This is a genomic window from Pseudoclavibacter sp. CFCC 13611, assembly GCF_008831225.1.
Lineage (GTDB): Bacteria > Actinomycetota > Actinomycetes > Actinomycetales > Microbacteriaceae > Pseudoclavibacter_A.
This window is the reverse complement of record NZ_WBKE01000002.1, coordinates 275,370-291,191: the sequence shown is the minus strand read 5'-3', so window position 1 is coordinate 291,191 and position 15,822 is coordinate 275,370. Positions and strand designations below refer to the sequence as shown.

Annotated in this window: 10 protein-coding genes; 2 read left to right on the top strand and 8 right to left on the bottom strand. The window is 58.5% G+C overall.

From position 1 onward, the window contains the following. Nucleotides 1–243 precede the first annotated feature (243 nt). Entirely contained in the window at nucleotides 244–1,857 is a 1,614-nt protein-coding gene (locus tag F8O08_RS05615) for a DUF6119 family protein (protein ID WP_158042809.1), read from the top strand. A 71-nt stretch (nucleotides 1,858–1,928) separates the two neighbouring features. Here F8O08_RS05615 and F8O08_RS05610 read toward each other — a convergent pair whose 3' ends face one another. The 7 genes from F8O08_RS05610 to F8O08_RS11105 form a co-directional block, all read right to left on the bottom strand. Then, nucleotides 1,929–2,675, bottom strand: a complete 747-nt coding sequence (locus tag F8O08_RS05610) for a M48 family metallopeptidase (RefSeq protein WP_158042808.1) — start codon at nucleotides 2,673–2,675, stop codon at nucleotides 1,929–1,931. Beyond that, nucleotides 2,662–5,760 (bottom strand): type I restriction endonuclease subunit R, encoded by a 3,099-nt coding sequence (locus F8O08_RS05605; protein ID WP_158042807.1) that lies wholly within the window; start codon nucleotides 5,758–5,760, stop codon nucleotides 2,662–2,664. The genes F8O08_RS05610 and F8O08_RS05605 overlap by 14 nt, the downstream gene beginning before the upstream one ends. Further along, nucleotides 5,757–6,878 (bottom strand): restriction endonuclease subunit S, encoded by a 1,122-nt coding sequence (locus F8O08_RS05600; protein ID WP_192497723.1) that lies wholly within the window; start codon nucleotides 6,876–6,878, stop codon nucleotides 5,757–5,759. The genes F8O08_RS05605 and F8O08_RS05600 overlap by 4 nt, the downstream gene beginning before the upstream one ends. A gap of 95 nt (nucleotides 6,879–6,973) precedes the next feature. Continuing rightward, on the bottom strand, nucleotides 6,974–9,427 hold the full coding sequence (locus F8O08_RS05595) for a type I restriction-modification system subunit M (RefSeq protein WP_158042805.1): 2,454 nt from the start codon (nucleotides 9,425–9,427) through the stop codon (nucleotides 6,974–6,976). 131 nt (nucleotides 9,428–9,558) lie between these two features. Beyond that, nucleotides 9,559–9,921: a hypothetical protein gene (locus tag F8O08_RS05590; protein ID WP_158042804.1), complete on the bottom strand. Its 363-nt coding sequence runs from the start codon at nucleotides 9,919–9,921 to the stop codon at nucleotides 9,559–9,561. After that, nucleotides 9,918–11,063, bottom strand: coding sequence for an ATP/GTP-binding protein (locus F8O08_RS05585; RefSeq protein WP_225733584.1), 1,146 nt, complete (start codon nucleotides 11,061–11,063; stop codon nucleotides 9,918–9,920). The genes F8O08_RS05590 and F8O08_RS05585 overlap by 4 nt, the downstream gene beginning before the upstream one ends. Before the next feature lie 361 nt (nucleotides 11,064–11,424). Further along, a complete protein-coding gene (locus tag F8O08_RS11105) occupies nucleotides 11,425–11,541 on the bottom strand; it encodes a DUF2510 domain-containing protein (RefSeq protein WP_158042802.1) in 117 nt (38 codons plus the stop codon). Nucleotides 11,542–11,984: 443 nt separating this feature from the next. On the opposite strand from F8O08_RS11105, the gene F8O08_RS05575 reads away from it, so the two are divergent. Beyond that, on the top strand, nucleotides 11,985–13,148 hold the full coding sequence (locus F8O08_RS05575; protein WP_158042801.1) for a DUF3320 domain-containing protein: 1,164 nt from the start codon (nucleotides 11,985–11,987) through the stop codon (nucleotides 13,146–13,148). A gap of 32 nt (nucleotides 13,149–13,180) precedes the next feature. On the opposite strand, the gene F8O08_RS05570 is transcribed toward F8O08_RS05575, so the two are convergent. Beyond that, nucleotides 13,181–15,766 (bottom strand): sigma-70 family RNA polymerase sigma factor, encoded by a 2,586-nt coding sequence (locus F8O08_RS05570; RefSeq protein ID WP_158042800.1) that lies wholly within the window; start codon nucleotides 15,764–15,766, stop codon nucleotides 13,181–13,183. Nucleotides 15,767–15,822 lie beyond the last annotated feature (56 nt).

Sequence of the window (15,822 nt, the reverse complement as noted above, 5' to 3'; positions counted from 1 at the left end):
CCCTATTCATACGCACACGAAAGAACTGCCACGTTCTCTACGCAAGGCGGCGAGAAGACACATCGGCCAACGACTTACTGCCCTCGCCGCTTGACAACCGACATAGCGCGTCCTCATTAGCAGTCGGCGGCAACCCTTGATCGGATCTACCGCTCGGCGTAGCTCTTCTCCACGGCACGCTGCACCCCAGAACGCTAGGACAGACCGATAGTGTAGAGGAAAGCACCACAAAGAGGCGGCATAATGGGTAGTCAACGACTTACAGTTTTTCTCCTAACTACAGCTGTAACCACTCCAAGAGAGGCCTTGGATCTTGAGGGTGGACATGTCTACGATGAGCAGGCCGTATCTGACCTCTCAACCTTCGAGGGCGCGTTCTTCTCACGATATAGCCAGCCCCACACTCCAGAATGGGTAAAGTATGTTTCGCCTGCTCTGAAATCTGCTCCAAAGGTGAAGTCAGCATCTGCGTCTGGCCTTCTCGTTCTGAAAGCATCAGAACGTTACTTCGCGCTGAGCTTCGGATTCGGCCGCAATTTCTTGGCCCCCTCAAAGATCGAACGTCGGTTTGGCCTGAAGGTAGCGCTCAATCGAATCGATGCCCAACAAATCCGCAGCCTTGACACTAAGACGTTTGAGGATATGGTGGTCTCCAAGACCACGCAGACTAGCAAGAACTCCGAGCTCTCTAACTTCGGGGTCGACGTCGTTCGCGACCTCCTCCGTGCAGTCACGGGAAAACAGTCAGACGAGTCGCTCGGGCGCACACTAACCGGCTCAGATGCGCTCATATTGACTACTAAACGACCAGTGAAAGAACTGCCCATCGTGTTGGGAGAATTGTTTGTCGCTTACGAGGATGACGCATATAAGGCTCGCTTCGGATGGATCGACCATCTTGCCGAGGTAAAGGTCCCAGCGCTTAACTCAGCATTAGATGCACAATTACTTGCGCAGCTGCAGACTGGCGATACGACAAGAACTCATCTGGCAATGCCAGAAAACTTCGGTTGGGATGAGATTTCCGGCTTCAAGATTGGCGGTGCCGGCCGACGTAAGTTCGACGACCTGGATCTCGACGAGTACCTACAAGCTCTCGGCGATGGAATGAACCTGCTCACAGTCGATCAGCTAAAGTCTCGTCGAGTCCAAGTTGGCTGGATCAAGTCAGGGACCTTTGACACCCGTTGGAGTGTCTACAACGCCCTCGTCTCAGAGCAGGATTTCGAAGGTCAGCTCTTTGCACTCATCGAAGGCCGATGGTTCGAGGTAGCGGCAACACTGGTACACGAAGTCGACACCTACCTAGAATCTCTTCCCGAAGCAGAGACCGCCCTCCCAACCGCGTGGAATAATGAGCATGAAGGTGCCTACAACGCTCGAGTAGCGGAGCAGCTCAAGGACGTCCTTCTCCTCGACAAGCATCTCGTACGAGCAGAAGGCGCGACTAGTTCAATCGAATTCTGCGACTTGCTTGCACAAAACGGTGAGCTGATCCATGTCAAGCGCAAGTCACGATCGGCAACGCTCAGCCATCTCTTCGCTCAGGGCAATATTTCTGCAAACACACTTATAGGAGATGGCTCCTTTCGTGACTCAGTACGATTGCAACTCGAGCAAATCGCAGGCGAAGAGGCCAGCAGATGGCTTGACCTCATTCCCGGGTCCGCCTCACGCCCCGACCGTGCCCGCTACACGGTTCACTTCGCGGTGCTGACAAACTCTAAAGGCGAAGGAGCTGACTGGCTGCCATTCTTCAGCAAGTTGAACTTGATGCAGACCGCTAGACAGATCGAGAGTCTTGGCCCTACTGTTTGCATCTCGAAGGTTCCAGTTGACAGCGCCACTGACATTTGATCCAGTACTCGAATGACAGATGGTGGAATATCAACTCAAGAGCTTCTAACTTCTCTCTAGGTCTACCTCAACTAGCTTGAGCGCCGGTACTGAGTTTCCCCTCCCCACTCTTCAGCTGCCAGCGGCGCATCATTCAATTCGTCCCGACGAACCCTCCAGTCGGGCATGCGCAGATCCATCAACTCGATGAAGTGTTCGTTGTGGGTGCGCTCGATCAGATGGGTGAGCTCGTGCACCACGATGTACTCCAAGCAGCGGGGATTCTTCTTCGCCAACTCGGGATTGAGCCAGATGGAACGGGACTCCGTCTGGCAGGTGCCCCATTTGGTTTTCATGTGACGCACGACGAACTTGCTGGCGTCCGCGCCAACGATTGGTTGCCACTTGGCCAGGAGCGGCGGGACGGCAGCTTTGAGTTCCTTGCGGTACCAGTGGTCGAGGACGGCTCGGCGCTGTTCTTCGTCGTAGTCGGCAGGGGTTGTCAGCCAGAGGGTCTTGCCGACCACGTGAATCTTCGAACGGCCGTGCCGTGAGGCATCAAGGCGCAGGCGCTCACCCCAGACATAGTGTGTCTCGCCCGAGACCATCCTGCGTTCGGTCTGGCGGTCAGCGTTCCCCAGCTGTTCGCGTTGCTTCTTGATCCATGGCAGGCGCTGAACGACGGCCAGGCGGATGGCGTCCTCGTCTACTCGGCGCGGCGCCGCGACTCGCACCCGCCCGACTGGAGGGTAGACGGAGATGTGCAGATTCTTGATGTCCTTGTAGACGACATCTACTCCGAGCCCGGCGACGGTGAGGTAGGCGCTAGCGGTACTCATCGCGAGCCTTTACGAGTTCGAACAGTTCTTCGAAGCGGTCGAAATCCTTCGGCAGCACCTTGCGCAACTCTCGAGCCAGCCGTCGCTCCTTCATCCGGTTGCCGACCCAGCCATGCTCCTTCTCGTGCGTCACGGTGTAATCGACGACAATGGCGAAGTCGGGCGAGGGGAACGCGAAGTCCACCAGTGCACGTTGCGCACCATTCGTCGCCCACTCCGGATAGACCGTGTCCGATTCTCCCGTGCCGACCTTGGTCGCCAGATCGAGAAGCTGCTGCAGGTATGCCTTGTAGTCGAGCGCGTCCTGACGGCGCTGTTCGATCAGAGCATCGAGGAGTTCAGACATCCGGTCGTAGTACCGAGGGTTCAGGGCACGTTCGTCGACGATGGTCTTTCGGACGTTGTTGACGATCGTCTCGGCTGCGGCTTCCGGGTTCTTGCGAATGCCCGGCGGGAGCGTCGTGAGTGCTCCCTCACCACGTTCGACGATGAGGTCGACCAGCCCTTTCTCGAAGGTGGCGACAACCTCGGATGGGTCTGCCTGGATGTACGTGTCAAGCAGTGCGCGCATGCCTGCTTCGAACTGCTTCATGTCGATGTTCTCGCCAGCGCCGAGCTCCACCTCATCGCGTGCAGCAATAAAGTGAGTGACCTCGTTCTTGATCGCGGCAGCCTCGGTGGGCGAGTACCCGGCGGCCTCCATATCGTTGGCGAGCGCCGTGTAGGCGCGCACGAGGCCCGAGACGCTCTTGTACAGCTCGACCCGCTTGCCCTCGTTGGCCTTGATTTGCGCAGCGTCACCGGGGATGGCCGCAACGAAGTAGTGCTGATACTCCAGCGTTCCCTTCGGTGGCGCAACGGGTTCTACCAGGGCGCGGATCTTCTCCAGTGCCTCGTCGAGATCCTGACGGCCCTGCTCGACGCGATCCTTGAGCAGCCCATCGACGTCCTTCTCCTCGTAGCCGTCGAGCGCGCCGGACGTGTAGTCGGTGATCGCCGATTCCAGCGAGTTGAACAGGTCGCGGTAGTCGATGATGTAGCCGTAGGTCTTGTCGTCACCATCGAGACGGTTGACCCGGCAGATAGCCTGGAACAGGCCGTGGTCGCGCATCTTCTTGTCGATGTAGAGGTAGGTGGCGCTTGGGGCGTCGAAGCCGGTCAGGAGTTTGTCGACCACGATGAGCAGACGCATCTGGCCAGGTTCTTCAATGAACCGACGCTTGACCTCCTTCTCGAACTCGTCGATCCGCCCGACTGCCTCATCAGCAGAGACGCCGAAGAAGTCCGCAAGCATCTGCCGGTAGATGTCGTACTGGCGCAGCTTCTCGGTCGCGCCCGCGCCGGAGTCTTCCTTGGAGATGTCGCTGGGGTTCGGCACGTAGCTCGTGACGATGGCGACCTTGTCTTTGAACCCGGCGTTGACGAACATCTCATAGAACTTGCACGCCTGGTAGATCGAGTCGCCGACCAGCATCGCGTTGCCGCGTCCGCTGACGAGACGAGGCTCGGTCTCCATGTCCAGCAGGATGTCCTGGACGATCTGCCTGGCGCGAGGCTCGGCAGAAACAACCTTCTGCATCGTGCCCCACTTCCTCTTCAGCCGCGCCTTGCTGAGGTCCGTCAGCCCCTTCGTCTTGGCTTCAAACCACTTGTCGACCTTGTCCGGGCTGGTGAGGTCTTGCGCGATGTTGCGGGCTTCGTAACGCAGGTCGAGCACGACGCCGTCCTCGACAGCCTCGTCGAACTTGTAGGTGTGGATGAACGACCCGAACGTCTCGATGCTCGTTGCTTTGTCGGCCTTCAGCAGCGGGGTCCCCGTGAAGCCGATGAACATCGCTCCGGGGAGCAGTTCCTTCATGGCACGGTGCATCTTGCCGGACTGGGTGCGGTGGGCTTCGTCGACGAAGACAAAGAAGTTGCCCTTCGGGGTGAACCCGGCGGGAACACGCGAGTGCAGCTCGGCAATGAACTCCGCACTGTCGCGATCGGCGTCCCTCTCGTCGTCGCCGCCGCGGAACTTGTGCACGAGCGAGGCAATCAGCCACGGGTCGTGATTGTTGATCTGTGTCAGCAGGTCGGTGCCGGAGGTGGCGCGGCAGATGCTCTCGTTGACGCCGCCAAAGACCTTCTCGATCTGCTCATCCAGCTCGGTGCGGTCGGTGATGATCAGCACGCGCGATTCCGGCTGGTGCTCCCGGATCCACTTGGCCAGCCACACCATCGTCAGGCTCTTGCCTGAGCCCTGGGTGTGCCAGATGATGCCGCCCTCGCGCCCCGCAATCCGGGCCTGCGCCGCCTTGACCCCGAAGTACTGGTTGTGCCGGGCGGTCTTCTTGCGCCCCGCGTCGAACACCATGAAGTCGTGGAGGAGTTCGAGGAAGCGAGCCTTCGAACACATCTGCAAGATCGCGCGATCAAGCGGTTCGGTCACGTTCGCGCCCACAGCGCTGTACTCGGGCTCTTTCCATTCCAGCCAGTACTTCTCGGGCGTCTCGATAACCCCATAGCGCAGTCCCTCGACATCGTTGCCCGCGAACACGAGCTGCACGGTCGCGAAGAACGGTCGGATGAAGTGTGCGCTCTGGTTGCCGATGTTCTGGCGGATACCCTCGCTGACGCTCACCTTCGAACGCTTGAACTCGATGACACCCAGCGCCAGGCCGTTCACGTACAACACAACGTCGGGGCGCTTCTTGTGCTCGCCAGCGATCGACACTTCTTCGGCAACGACGAAGTCGTTCGCCTCTGGGTTGTCCCAGTCGATCAGCCACACCGTCTCGAACTGGTCGCCCACGCCGCGCTTGACCTTCACGCCATAGCGCAGCATGTCGTAGACATCCCGGTTCGCCTCGTACAGGGTACGTGCGCCACCGACGATGCTCGCCGCCTCCAGCGCGCGAAGCGTCTTGCGGACGACCTCCTCGTCGTACCCGCGACCATCGAGATAGTGGATAAGCGAATCCTCATCGATATTGCTGTTCTCGAACGACTCAAGGTTGCCGCCATAGTCATACCCCAGCCGCTGCTGGAAGAACTTGACAACCCGGTCCTGCGTCCTACGCTCGATTTGCCCGACCGTGCTCATGCTGCATCCTCCTTGACCGGCAGTCGCGTGCGCCCCGTGAGCAGCTCCTGCATCATGCCTTGTTTGATGGCGCGTGTGGCGTCGAGGCGACGCTCGAGTGCGTCGATCTCCGCGTCGGCGTCAGTCAACACACCTGCAATCGCCGCCTGCTCCTTGGCAGAAGGTAGCAACAGCTCGAAGTTCCGAACGTCCTGGCTGGAGACAGCAGGATAGTTCGAGCCAGCGATGATGCGATCGACTTGAGCGATGACATCGGTACCGAGCACCCACTGGGCCAGGAAGCTCGAATCGGTTGTCCCAACGCAGCTGCGAATAACGGCAAATCCGGTAGATGCGACCGGGAAACGTAGTCCGCCCGTGTAGCGCGCGTGCGACTGTAGGTTCGGCCGAACGGTTCCGAAGAGGACATCATCTTCGCGAAGCCTGCGGCGCGCCCTCGAAGGTGCGTCGGCAAAGCAGTATGAGGTGCTCCCCAGTATCTCCCCTTTCTGTACTTCTTCGAGAGAGATGTAATCAATCACCTGCGTAGGACCCGTAGTCGCCGGGCTTAAGGACTCGGGGTCTACGCTCGCCACATCTGCCAGACGCACTTGTTGCCACTCGTTGCTGAAACCGGGAAGCCGTGTGCGGCCGGTCAGCAGCTCCTGCATCATGCCTTGCTTGATGGCGCGCTTCTTGGCGATGACACGCTCCAGCCGTTGAAGCAGGTCGTCGATGTCCGTCAGTGCCCGAACCACGCCTCGTTGTTCCGCGAGTGGTGGCAGATCAATCGGGGCCTCAAGCAGTCTCCTCTTGGAGATGTTGTACCGCGTTGCACCCTGCGCGAGTCCGAACACAAGTTCCCGGCCGGCACCCGATCGAAAGAAGTAGGCCAGGTAGGTCGGATCGGCGACGGCATTCCCGCGGGCCAGCCTGTATCCGAAGCAGAAACTGTTCAGGAACACACCCCTCGGGATTTCGAAGTCCACCACCGTGCCAAGTGCAACCTCTTCGGGCGTCTCGGAAGACCCGTTGAAGAGCAGATCGCCGCGACGGACTTCGTTCTGATGTTCATGGATGTCGACGTCGACGCGCTCTAGCGACCGGCCGACGAGCCGCGGTGCGGCCAAAACCTCCATGAACGTCACGTAACTACCGGACCCACGCCCGAAGTCCTTCCCGGACTTCCCGACGAGCCCCCCATACGTTGCACCGAGAGAGCCTAAGGTAACGATCACGACCGCACCCCCATCGCCGCCAGATGCGCCGACACCTTCGCGCTCAACGCCTCAATCTCGGCATCCAGATCGCCCACGGTCTCGGCGTAGCGGTCGCCCAGGACATTGAGGCGGTCGACCAGCTGCTGTGTCAATGCGGAGAGTTCCACTTTGACTCCGACTTGGATTCGCGCGCCCCACTTGTCGTCGGTGACAAGGCGCTGAACGTCAGCGGCATCGAGCTGTGCGTACTGTCGTAGCGTCGATTGGTCCAGTGCGAGCTTGGCTTCTTTGGCTGCCTTCTTCGCTGCCGTCTCGGCCTTGAACAGGCTGACGACGTGGGCGAGCGCGTTGATCTCCTCACGGTCTGCTCCTTCGGCGCGGGCCACCTTCAGCCGATCGGTGGCGGTCTTGTTCGTCACCTTGCCGTCGTCGTCAGCCGCGTCGAACAGCAGCCCCTCTTCAACGGCGTGCTCTTCGACGTACTCCTCGATCGCCTGCGCGGCCGATTCCACCGCAGCGTTCAAGGTGTCGAGTTGCGCCTGGCCTTCGGCGAAGTATCGGGCAATGATCAACTCGGGCGGGATGAGGTCCATGACCCAGCGCTGCGCCTTGACGCCGGTGCCGAAGGTGATGTGCGCGGTCTCGTACTTCGGCTTCTTGTTCTTGTCGTAGCCGAGGATCCTTGCTGGGCGCGGCTGCGCGGCGTCAATCCACCCGTCGCCCATGACCAACGCGACGTCGTCGTGCATGATGTCGTTCCAGTAGCTCATCAGTTGCTCGTACACGCCGTACTCGTCGATGAGCGGGCGCGAGCGGAATACGTCGAGCAGGCTGTCACCAAGCTCGGCGATCAGTTCGGCGGGGTGCGTCGTGCTGGTGATGCCTCGCAGCAGCGCCGCGTGCGTGTTCCACCAGTGCTTCACGGCGCTATCGCTGCCGCTGACGAAAGTCCTGTGATCGGGCGAGCCGGTGATTGTCGCCTGGATGTTGTTCTTGTCGACGGCAAGTTCGCTGTACCCATCGCGCAGCGGCTGGAACAGCGCTGATCGCAAGGCAGGGAAGGCGTCCCAGTAGGGCTGCAGGGCGTCGAGGTCACGATCTGGGATGCCGCCCTTGAGGTGTGCCTGCAGGTCTTGGATGTCCTCGGGTTGCGAGCTGTCGATATAGCGCGGGATGTTCAGGTTGTAGTCGTTCTTCGGGTCGGCGATCTCCGACAGTGGCACCATGCGCGAGTAGCGGCTGACCTCAAGTTGCCGGGTGAACGTGTGGGTGATCTGGTGCATGTCACGCGGGCGAAGGCGGTTCTTGTTGCCATCCTTGGCGAAGCCCTTGCTGGCGTCGATCATGAAGATGCCGGTGCGGCCGACCGCGTTCTCCTTGTCGAGCACGATGATGCAGGCTGGGATGCCGGTGCCGTAGAAGAGGTTCGCGGGCAGGCCGATGATCCCCTTGATATAGCCGCGCTTGATGAGCTCTTTGCGGATCGTCGCCTCCGCGTTGCCGCGGAACAGCACACCGTGCGGCAGGATGACCGCGCCCTTGCCGATGCTTTTCAAGCTCTTGATCATGTGGAGCAGAAAAGCGTAGTCGCCGTTCTTCTCGGGTGGACGGCCGTAGCCGTCGAAGCGTCCGTACTCGTTCTCCAGGCCGTTGCTCCACGACTTGACGCTGAACGGCGGATTGGCGACGAGGTAGTCGAAGGTCTGCAAGTCGCTGCCTCGCGTGAACTGTGGGCTGGTGATGGTGTCGCCCTGGCGTATGTCCGCCGTCGCGCTGCCGTGCAGCACCATGTTCATGACTGCGAGCGCACGGGTTGCGTTGTCCTTCTCCTGGCCGTAGATGGTCAGGCCGTTGGGTGCAGCGTCAGCCACCTTCAGCAGAAGCGACCCAGATCCGCAGGTCGGGTCGTATACGGTGGCCGACTTCGGCGTCGTCGGCTTGATGCCGATCAGCGCGGCCATGACCCGTGAGACCTCTGCGGGCGTGTAGAACTGCCCCTTGCTCTTGCCTGATTCACTGGCGAAGTGCCGCATCAGGTACTCGTACGCGTCGCCAAGAAGGTCGTCGCCTTCAGCGCGCGAGCCCGAGAAATCGAGGTCCTGGAAGATGCCGATGAGCTTGGTCAAGCGGTCGACAAGCTCCTTGCCCTTGCCGAGCTTGTCCGGGTCGTCGAAGTCGGCGTTGTTTATCACACCCTGCAATTCGTTCGCGTCCGCGAGCTTACGGATGGCGACGTTGACCTGCTCGCCAATGTCGGGCTTGCCCTTCAGGGCGACTAGGTCGTCGAACGAACCGCCGTCGGGTACCTCGACGTCCGAGTAGGGGTCGGCCTTGGCCTTGTCGGAGACGTACTTCACGAACAGGAGCGTGAGGACGTAGTCCTTGTACTGGCTGGCATCCATGCCGCCACGAAGTTCATCAGCGCCCGCCCATAGCGAGCTATACAGGTCTGACTTTTTCAACGCCATGTTGAATCCTCATTCATATAAGTTTACGTTAAGCTGGAATTGTAGAAGAGTGGTGCCAAAGCAATCAGCTTCTCGCGCTCCTCAACCGGAGCCCGCCCTGTGAACCCGCGTGTGGAGCTTCCGTGATCTAGTCATCCGATGAAGTCAGTAAAGCCCGGATCGTTGGCTGATGGATTGCGCTTCCACACCTGCTCATAGTGGTGAGATACTCTCGGCCAGAGAGTTTCTCGCCCCTCTCCAACCGTTGAAATGCCGATGGCATCTTGACCATCTACAACAAACTCGTGCGGAATCACTCTTCCAGACCGGTCTTTACGGCCAAGCGGGTCCAGAAATCTCATCCCGACGATGTCGCTCCTTCGGATGAAGAATTCTTCATCAGCAGAAGCCGAAGAGAAAACCCCTTCGTATACGGGGAGTGGATCTGCATACCTTCCAGAAGAAAGAAAACGAAACCCCCAAGAGTAGCCACGAGTCGCCCAGATAAAACTCATCGCGGGCTCCGAAGCAGCACTCTATCCGTTTCTGCTATTTCAAGGTCAATCTTGAACTGAGTGAGTGTTTCGCTCAGCTGGTCTGCCTTTGCACGGGCAACATCATTCGCAGTATCGAGGCGGTCACCGGCCAGCTGGACGGCGTCCCTAATCAGTTCAGGAGATACTAGTTTGAGTATCGCAGTAAATCGTCTCGGCAGCTTCCCCAAGAACTTGCCAGCACTAGGGCCGACCAGCGCGGCAGCAAACGCTCCAACGCCACGTGCGACTTCTGCCGCTATCTTGTTAGGTATCAGCTTTGCTCTAAGCCATCGGGCATAACGTTCAAAAGACAAGACTGATGCCATAGGAAGAATGAGATCGACGCCGATGCGCTGATCAACCGCGATGACATTCGGCTCGAACTTCGCTGATGACAGACGCACGAAATCTTCTCCCATAGCCAGAGCGGCAGTGCCTTCTACGAGATCATCGATCGTCTTCCGCAGCGCATTAACCTCGCCAAAGGCTGCTTCAATAACAAGATCTCGGAAGCCGAAAACGTCCATTTCGGGCAGCAGATCCGCCTTCGACAAGGCGATGATCCAGATTCGAGGGAACGTATCGAGTTTCTTTCCGTCGATAAGAAGGTCATCTTGTAGAGATATCAACGTGTTGCGAAAGCTCGTGAATAGATGCTTGAGATAACGTTCTTCTTCGTGAGTATTATCAAGCAGCCGTTGACCATCAACAAGCAAGAAAGCAACGTCTGACCCGAGAAGTGACCGAAAGGTCTCGATTCTCCTAGCGGCCTCCTCCGGGCCACTTGCTTCCTGCTCCAACCATTCACCAGGGTAGTCATACCACACTAGGCGCAGTCCTTCGAGTTGTCTGCGATCCTTATTCTGGCCCTTTCCTGCGGCAGGTGTTATCGAGAAGGAGTATGTAGAACCTGAGAAATGGTCTGTCATTGGGAGCTTTGCAGACTTCTTCATTCCAAGATAATTGGCATGAAGCCTGCTTCCTTGGCCGGCGTCCTCTGGCAATACTCTGAAGGGGTTACTCTCAAGAAACCCAGGCTCTTGTGCGGCCCCGTAGAACGACGACAGCAAAACCGTCTTGCCGCTACCACTTTCTCCAAATACGGCGATCTGTTGTTCCATGACTCGAGGGGACAAGCGCATGCCTACCTACTTTCGCAAACAATATCCGGACTTGGTATTGACTGATGGCCTCTATGAGAGTACATTAGTAGCTCCGCATGTACCTTCTGCATTCTGATCTGGAGATGCTTGCTGGATCACTGTCGAGCATCTGGACACGCCAACTCATAGGAATCGCGTTAAGCGTGCCAGTAGTGGTTTGGTGAGACAGAGTAGTAGATCAGCCATGGGATCGGGATCACGAAGAAAATGCTCGCAAGCATCCATTTAATGAGACTGTGCCCCTGTTGCGCACGAGCATAAGTTACTGGCATCTGGTTTGCGGTACGCCCCGCGTATTGCATCGGGACCGGTTGGACGATCACCTGCAGTTGCGGCGCATAGGGACCCCTTGGTTCCCATCCCACCACCGAAGTTGGCCTGTCTGATCCTTGTACCACCCAGCGGGGCCCAGCGACGACCCATTGCTCTCTGTCATGCCTACAAATCTAGCGAGAACCACCGACAAGCAAGCCCGCACCTCATGGAGTCGCGCCGGTCACGGACGATTGCTAGGCTTGGAATGAATCCAGTTGTTGTCGACGCCTCCCAACGTCCAACGTATCTCTCGCCTCGCGGCGCACCCCAGCATCCGTCAAAGATGCAGAGAACCCGCTAGTGCGGCCGATGTCACTTGAGCAGAATCTCGAGCGAAACGACTAGTTTTAGTTCCAGCTCTTCTTCACCGACGTGCCCCGCGCCAGCGCTCAGCGCCCAGCCGAGAAACTCCTCGGCGGCGAGCACCAGCTTGCCCCAATGAGCAGCCCTCTTCGCCTTGACCGGCTGGGGGTTCTTTCACGGTGACCTAGGCCGAACATGACAGCTCTCAACGTCTGTGGTTGATACGGCTTCGTGTCAGTAGCCTCGTCTACTCTTGTCACTATGACTTCGCTCCCCACTCAAGCGCCTCGTTTCGCTCCCAAAGCAACTCCACGCGAGTCGGTGTCTCAGACGATTGAAGTGCTCTCGTCGGCGCTTGACCCGATTATCGCTAAACGACTGGAGCGCAATCTCAACGGGCTACCGTGGACAGCGGTGTTGACGCAGCTTGACACCATCAAAGGGCGCACCCCGAGGCAATACGCGACAAGTGACCTCCAGGCCCAGTTGCGAATGCTCACAGAACGATTGGGCGGCATCGGTTACCCCTTCGACGATCAGACACGACGGGTCTCCATTCTCGGCGGCGAACTCAGATTTGTTCGTAACCAGTGGGCACACAATGCAGAACTCCGATGGATCGACGCCTGGAGAGCGGCAGACTGCGCGCAAAGACTTCTCTCCTATTTCCACTGCACGGATGCCGATTCGGCGGAACTCATCAGTCGGCACGCTGCATTTGAGTACACCGGGGCGACTCAGCTTCAGCCTGTGCGCTCTGACGAGCGGGCGTCAGACCCCTCTGCCACGTCGTTTGCGTCTGAGGCCGAGCCAAAGCAAGCAGTGGCGCCCGCGAGCTCGGAAGAGGAGCTCATTGAGCCAGAACTAGAGGTTCTGGAACGCGAAGAGAGTGAACAGGCAACACCCCTCGTCGGGTCAGGACGAGCTCCTTTCGAACCGTGGACGGTCATCCTCAGCGATGATTCTTCGGTTCTGGACGAGCTGCCCAAGAAAGAGCCCAAGATGCAGGTTCGTGCGTTGGCGGCAGAGATCACCGAAGTCGAAGGCCCGATAGCGATCGACCGGCTCGCTCGACTCATCGCTCTCTCTTACGGGGTCAGTCGTCTGCACCAGAAGCGCAGGAACCAGATCAAGCGTCAAATCGGCCAGTGCGCTGACGTCACCGTGGACAAGGCTCATTTCGTCTGGCCGCGCGACATAGACAGCAACAGCTGGAGCGAGTTCCGGCCGAACAGCAGCAACGTCGATCGAGACTTCACAGATATCTCGCCCATCGAGATCTGCAATGCCGCCCGATTCGTACAGGCTCGCCACCCGGATTGGGACGATGAAGCTGTACAACGATCGGTGCTGCAGACCTTCGGACGAAAACGGCTCACTTCAGGGGCCCAGAAACACCTTGACAAGGCTTGGTCGTATCTTTGAGCTGATGCTCTGGCTGGAATGCCTCGTCTCGCTCAAACTTGTGCATGTGCGCTGACGTTGGCGTCATCGGTGAAGCACAATTCCGGCGACACCAAGTCAGCAGCCTTAGTCTGTGAACGCATGTGCTGAAAGTGTCTCGTCTCGTAGCGGATCATGATGGAGCTCACCGCGGGGTCTCTGCTTATCGTCTCGCGCCACTCTTTCAGACACTGGTTGATGATCTGACAGACTCGTCCTCGAGTCACTCCGACTCGTTCGCCAATTTCCTCGCATGTCTCTTCATTGCCATACTTGAACCCGAACCTACGACAAATGATCTCCGCGTCTCTTGTGGAAAGCTGACTGAGCACATCCTCAATCCAGAGCTGTCGCTCTTCCCGCTCGACGCTCGCATCAACCGGTTCATCGTCAGACACCAGCGTGTCTCGAAGGCTGCCCAAGGTGACTCGTCCACCGTCAAGAATCCAGTGTGGATGATCAAGTGACAGCAGAGACCGATCATTCCTTTGAAGCTCTTCGACCTTTGTCACGTCGATCTGCATCGCATCAGCAATGACCGCTCGAGTTTCCGCGGGTGTGGCGATTCCCCGTTGCACTCGCTCGATCGGAGTGGAGCAACGCCAGTCTTCATTGGTGGGAGCCGGCTGAGAAAGCCCTTGCACCCTCTTGAGCGATTTGCGCATGGAGTTCAGCTGTTCGACGAAATGAACGGGCAGTCGAATCGTCCGTGACTGGTCTGCGAGTGCCCGCGTTATCGACTGGCGAATCCACCAAGTCGCATATGTGGAGAACTTATTCCCACGTTCAGGGTCGAACTTCTCGACTGCGCGAACCAGGCCGCAGTTGCCTTCTTGAACTATATCGATGATGTCGAGCCCCGGAGACCGACCTGGAAAGTAGCGTTTTGCAACGCTGACGACCAGTCGCAGATTCGCCTGAAGAAATGCCTGCGTCGCTCGGCGACCTGCACGGTCAGCCCGGTCGAGCTGCCGGCGCTGCCTCCGGTTCTCGTACTCTCGTGCATCAAGCTTCTTGCGAGCCTCGTCTCCACACTGACGGAGGCGCCCCAAACGCTGTTCCTCGGCTTTGTCGATGAGTGGGAATCTTGCAATTCGTCGCTTGTAGTCTCGGAAGATGTCAGCCGTAAGATGTGTGCCCTGCAGCTGCTCTGCGACTTCGGATTCAACGGAGAGCTCCTCAGCGATCTTCCCGATGCGCTGCTCTTCAGGGTCTTCCACGCACGTCGGCTGCGGAACTTCGACCACCCCGGCTCGTTCATTGGCCGGCTCAAGAAAACGCTGCAGCATCGGGTCTTGTACGTCATCGCAGAACATCAGCTGTCTCGCGAAGTGCAGAATGTCGTTCAGATAATCGTCTCCGTGTATCTGCGGGTCTTCCACAGTGTCACGCGCATAGAAGACCACGAATCTGCCCGACCGACCACCAGTCTTGCGCCGAATGACTCGCCCAAGCCGCTGCACCATCTGGCGTCGACTGCGATTTGCGGCAAGCACCACTCCAAGGTCGGCTTCTGGCACGTCGATGCCCTCATCGAGAACCTTTGGCGCAGCAAGCACGTTCACGTCATGCTCGCGAAAGCGCTGCATACCAGCCCTTCTCTCTTCGCGGGCGAGCCCACTGTGAACAGCAAGTGCGGTCTGGCCGTGCTGGGCCAGTCGGTCGATCGCCTGGCGAGCTGCTTGCTGCGTCTGGGTGAAGATCAATGTTCCCTGTGAGTGGGAAATGACTGAGGAAAGTGCGTCGAGCGCGTCCAGTTTGCAGGGAGCGTCAGCGAGCAGGTTCTTTCGCTGTGCGAGCAGGCCGACATATCGACGCGCCAGAGTGTTTCGAGCGCTTTGACCACGATCGGCACTCCAGCGAATGAAGAGTCGCAGAATAACCCCATATGGAATCTCAGCATCATGACGTGCTGCCGCGGGGAGATATCCCCGAAGAGACTGGCGGGTTTGCCGCAGCCGCTCGCTGAGAGCCTCATATTCAACCCGACGTTCCGCATCGAGATCGACTGCGACGAGAGCGATGTCGAACTCTGAGATGACATGATCTGCCAAGGCACGGTCGTACCACAGCCGATAGACGATGCCGCCGAAATACGCATCCAGCACACTGGTGTGCAGCTGATCGTCTCGCTCGTATGTCGCCGTCAGCCCGAGACGCCAGGTGAAGTTCTCACTGAGAGCATCTGCGAAGGTCTTCGCCGCATATCGATGACATTCATCTGCAATCAGCAACCCGCTGCGACCAGGCGATACCAGCCTCGTACTGCCTTCCCGGTACACGGCAGCGACGCTGTGCACAGTGCCGATCACGAGATCATTCTGGACAAGGTCATCATGATGGCCACCACCGAGTCTGCCGATCTTGGCCCACGGCATCGATCTCGACGCATTCTGAACCCACTGCTCAAGCAGTTCATTGGTCGGAACGATCACCACAGTCTTGACTCCAGCACCGACCGCTTCGCGAGCCGCAAGAATTCCCACTCGCGTCTTGCCTGCGCCGGTCACGGCTTCGATGACACCGCGATGCTCGTGACTGCGCCATGCATGCAGGGCCTCCTGCTGCCAGACGTAGATGCTCTCGCTCGGCTCTGTCATAAGTGCTCCCACCCCAATTGAGTCTCTCTAGAGACTAGACACTCCCACCGACATAG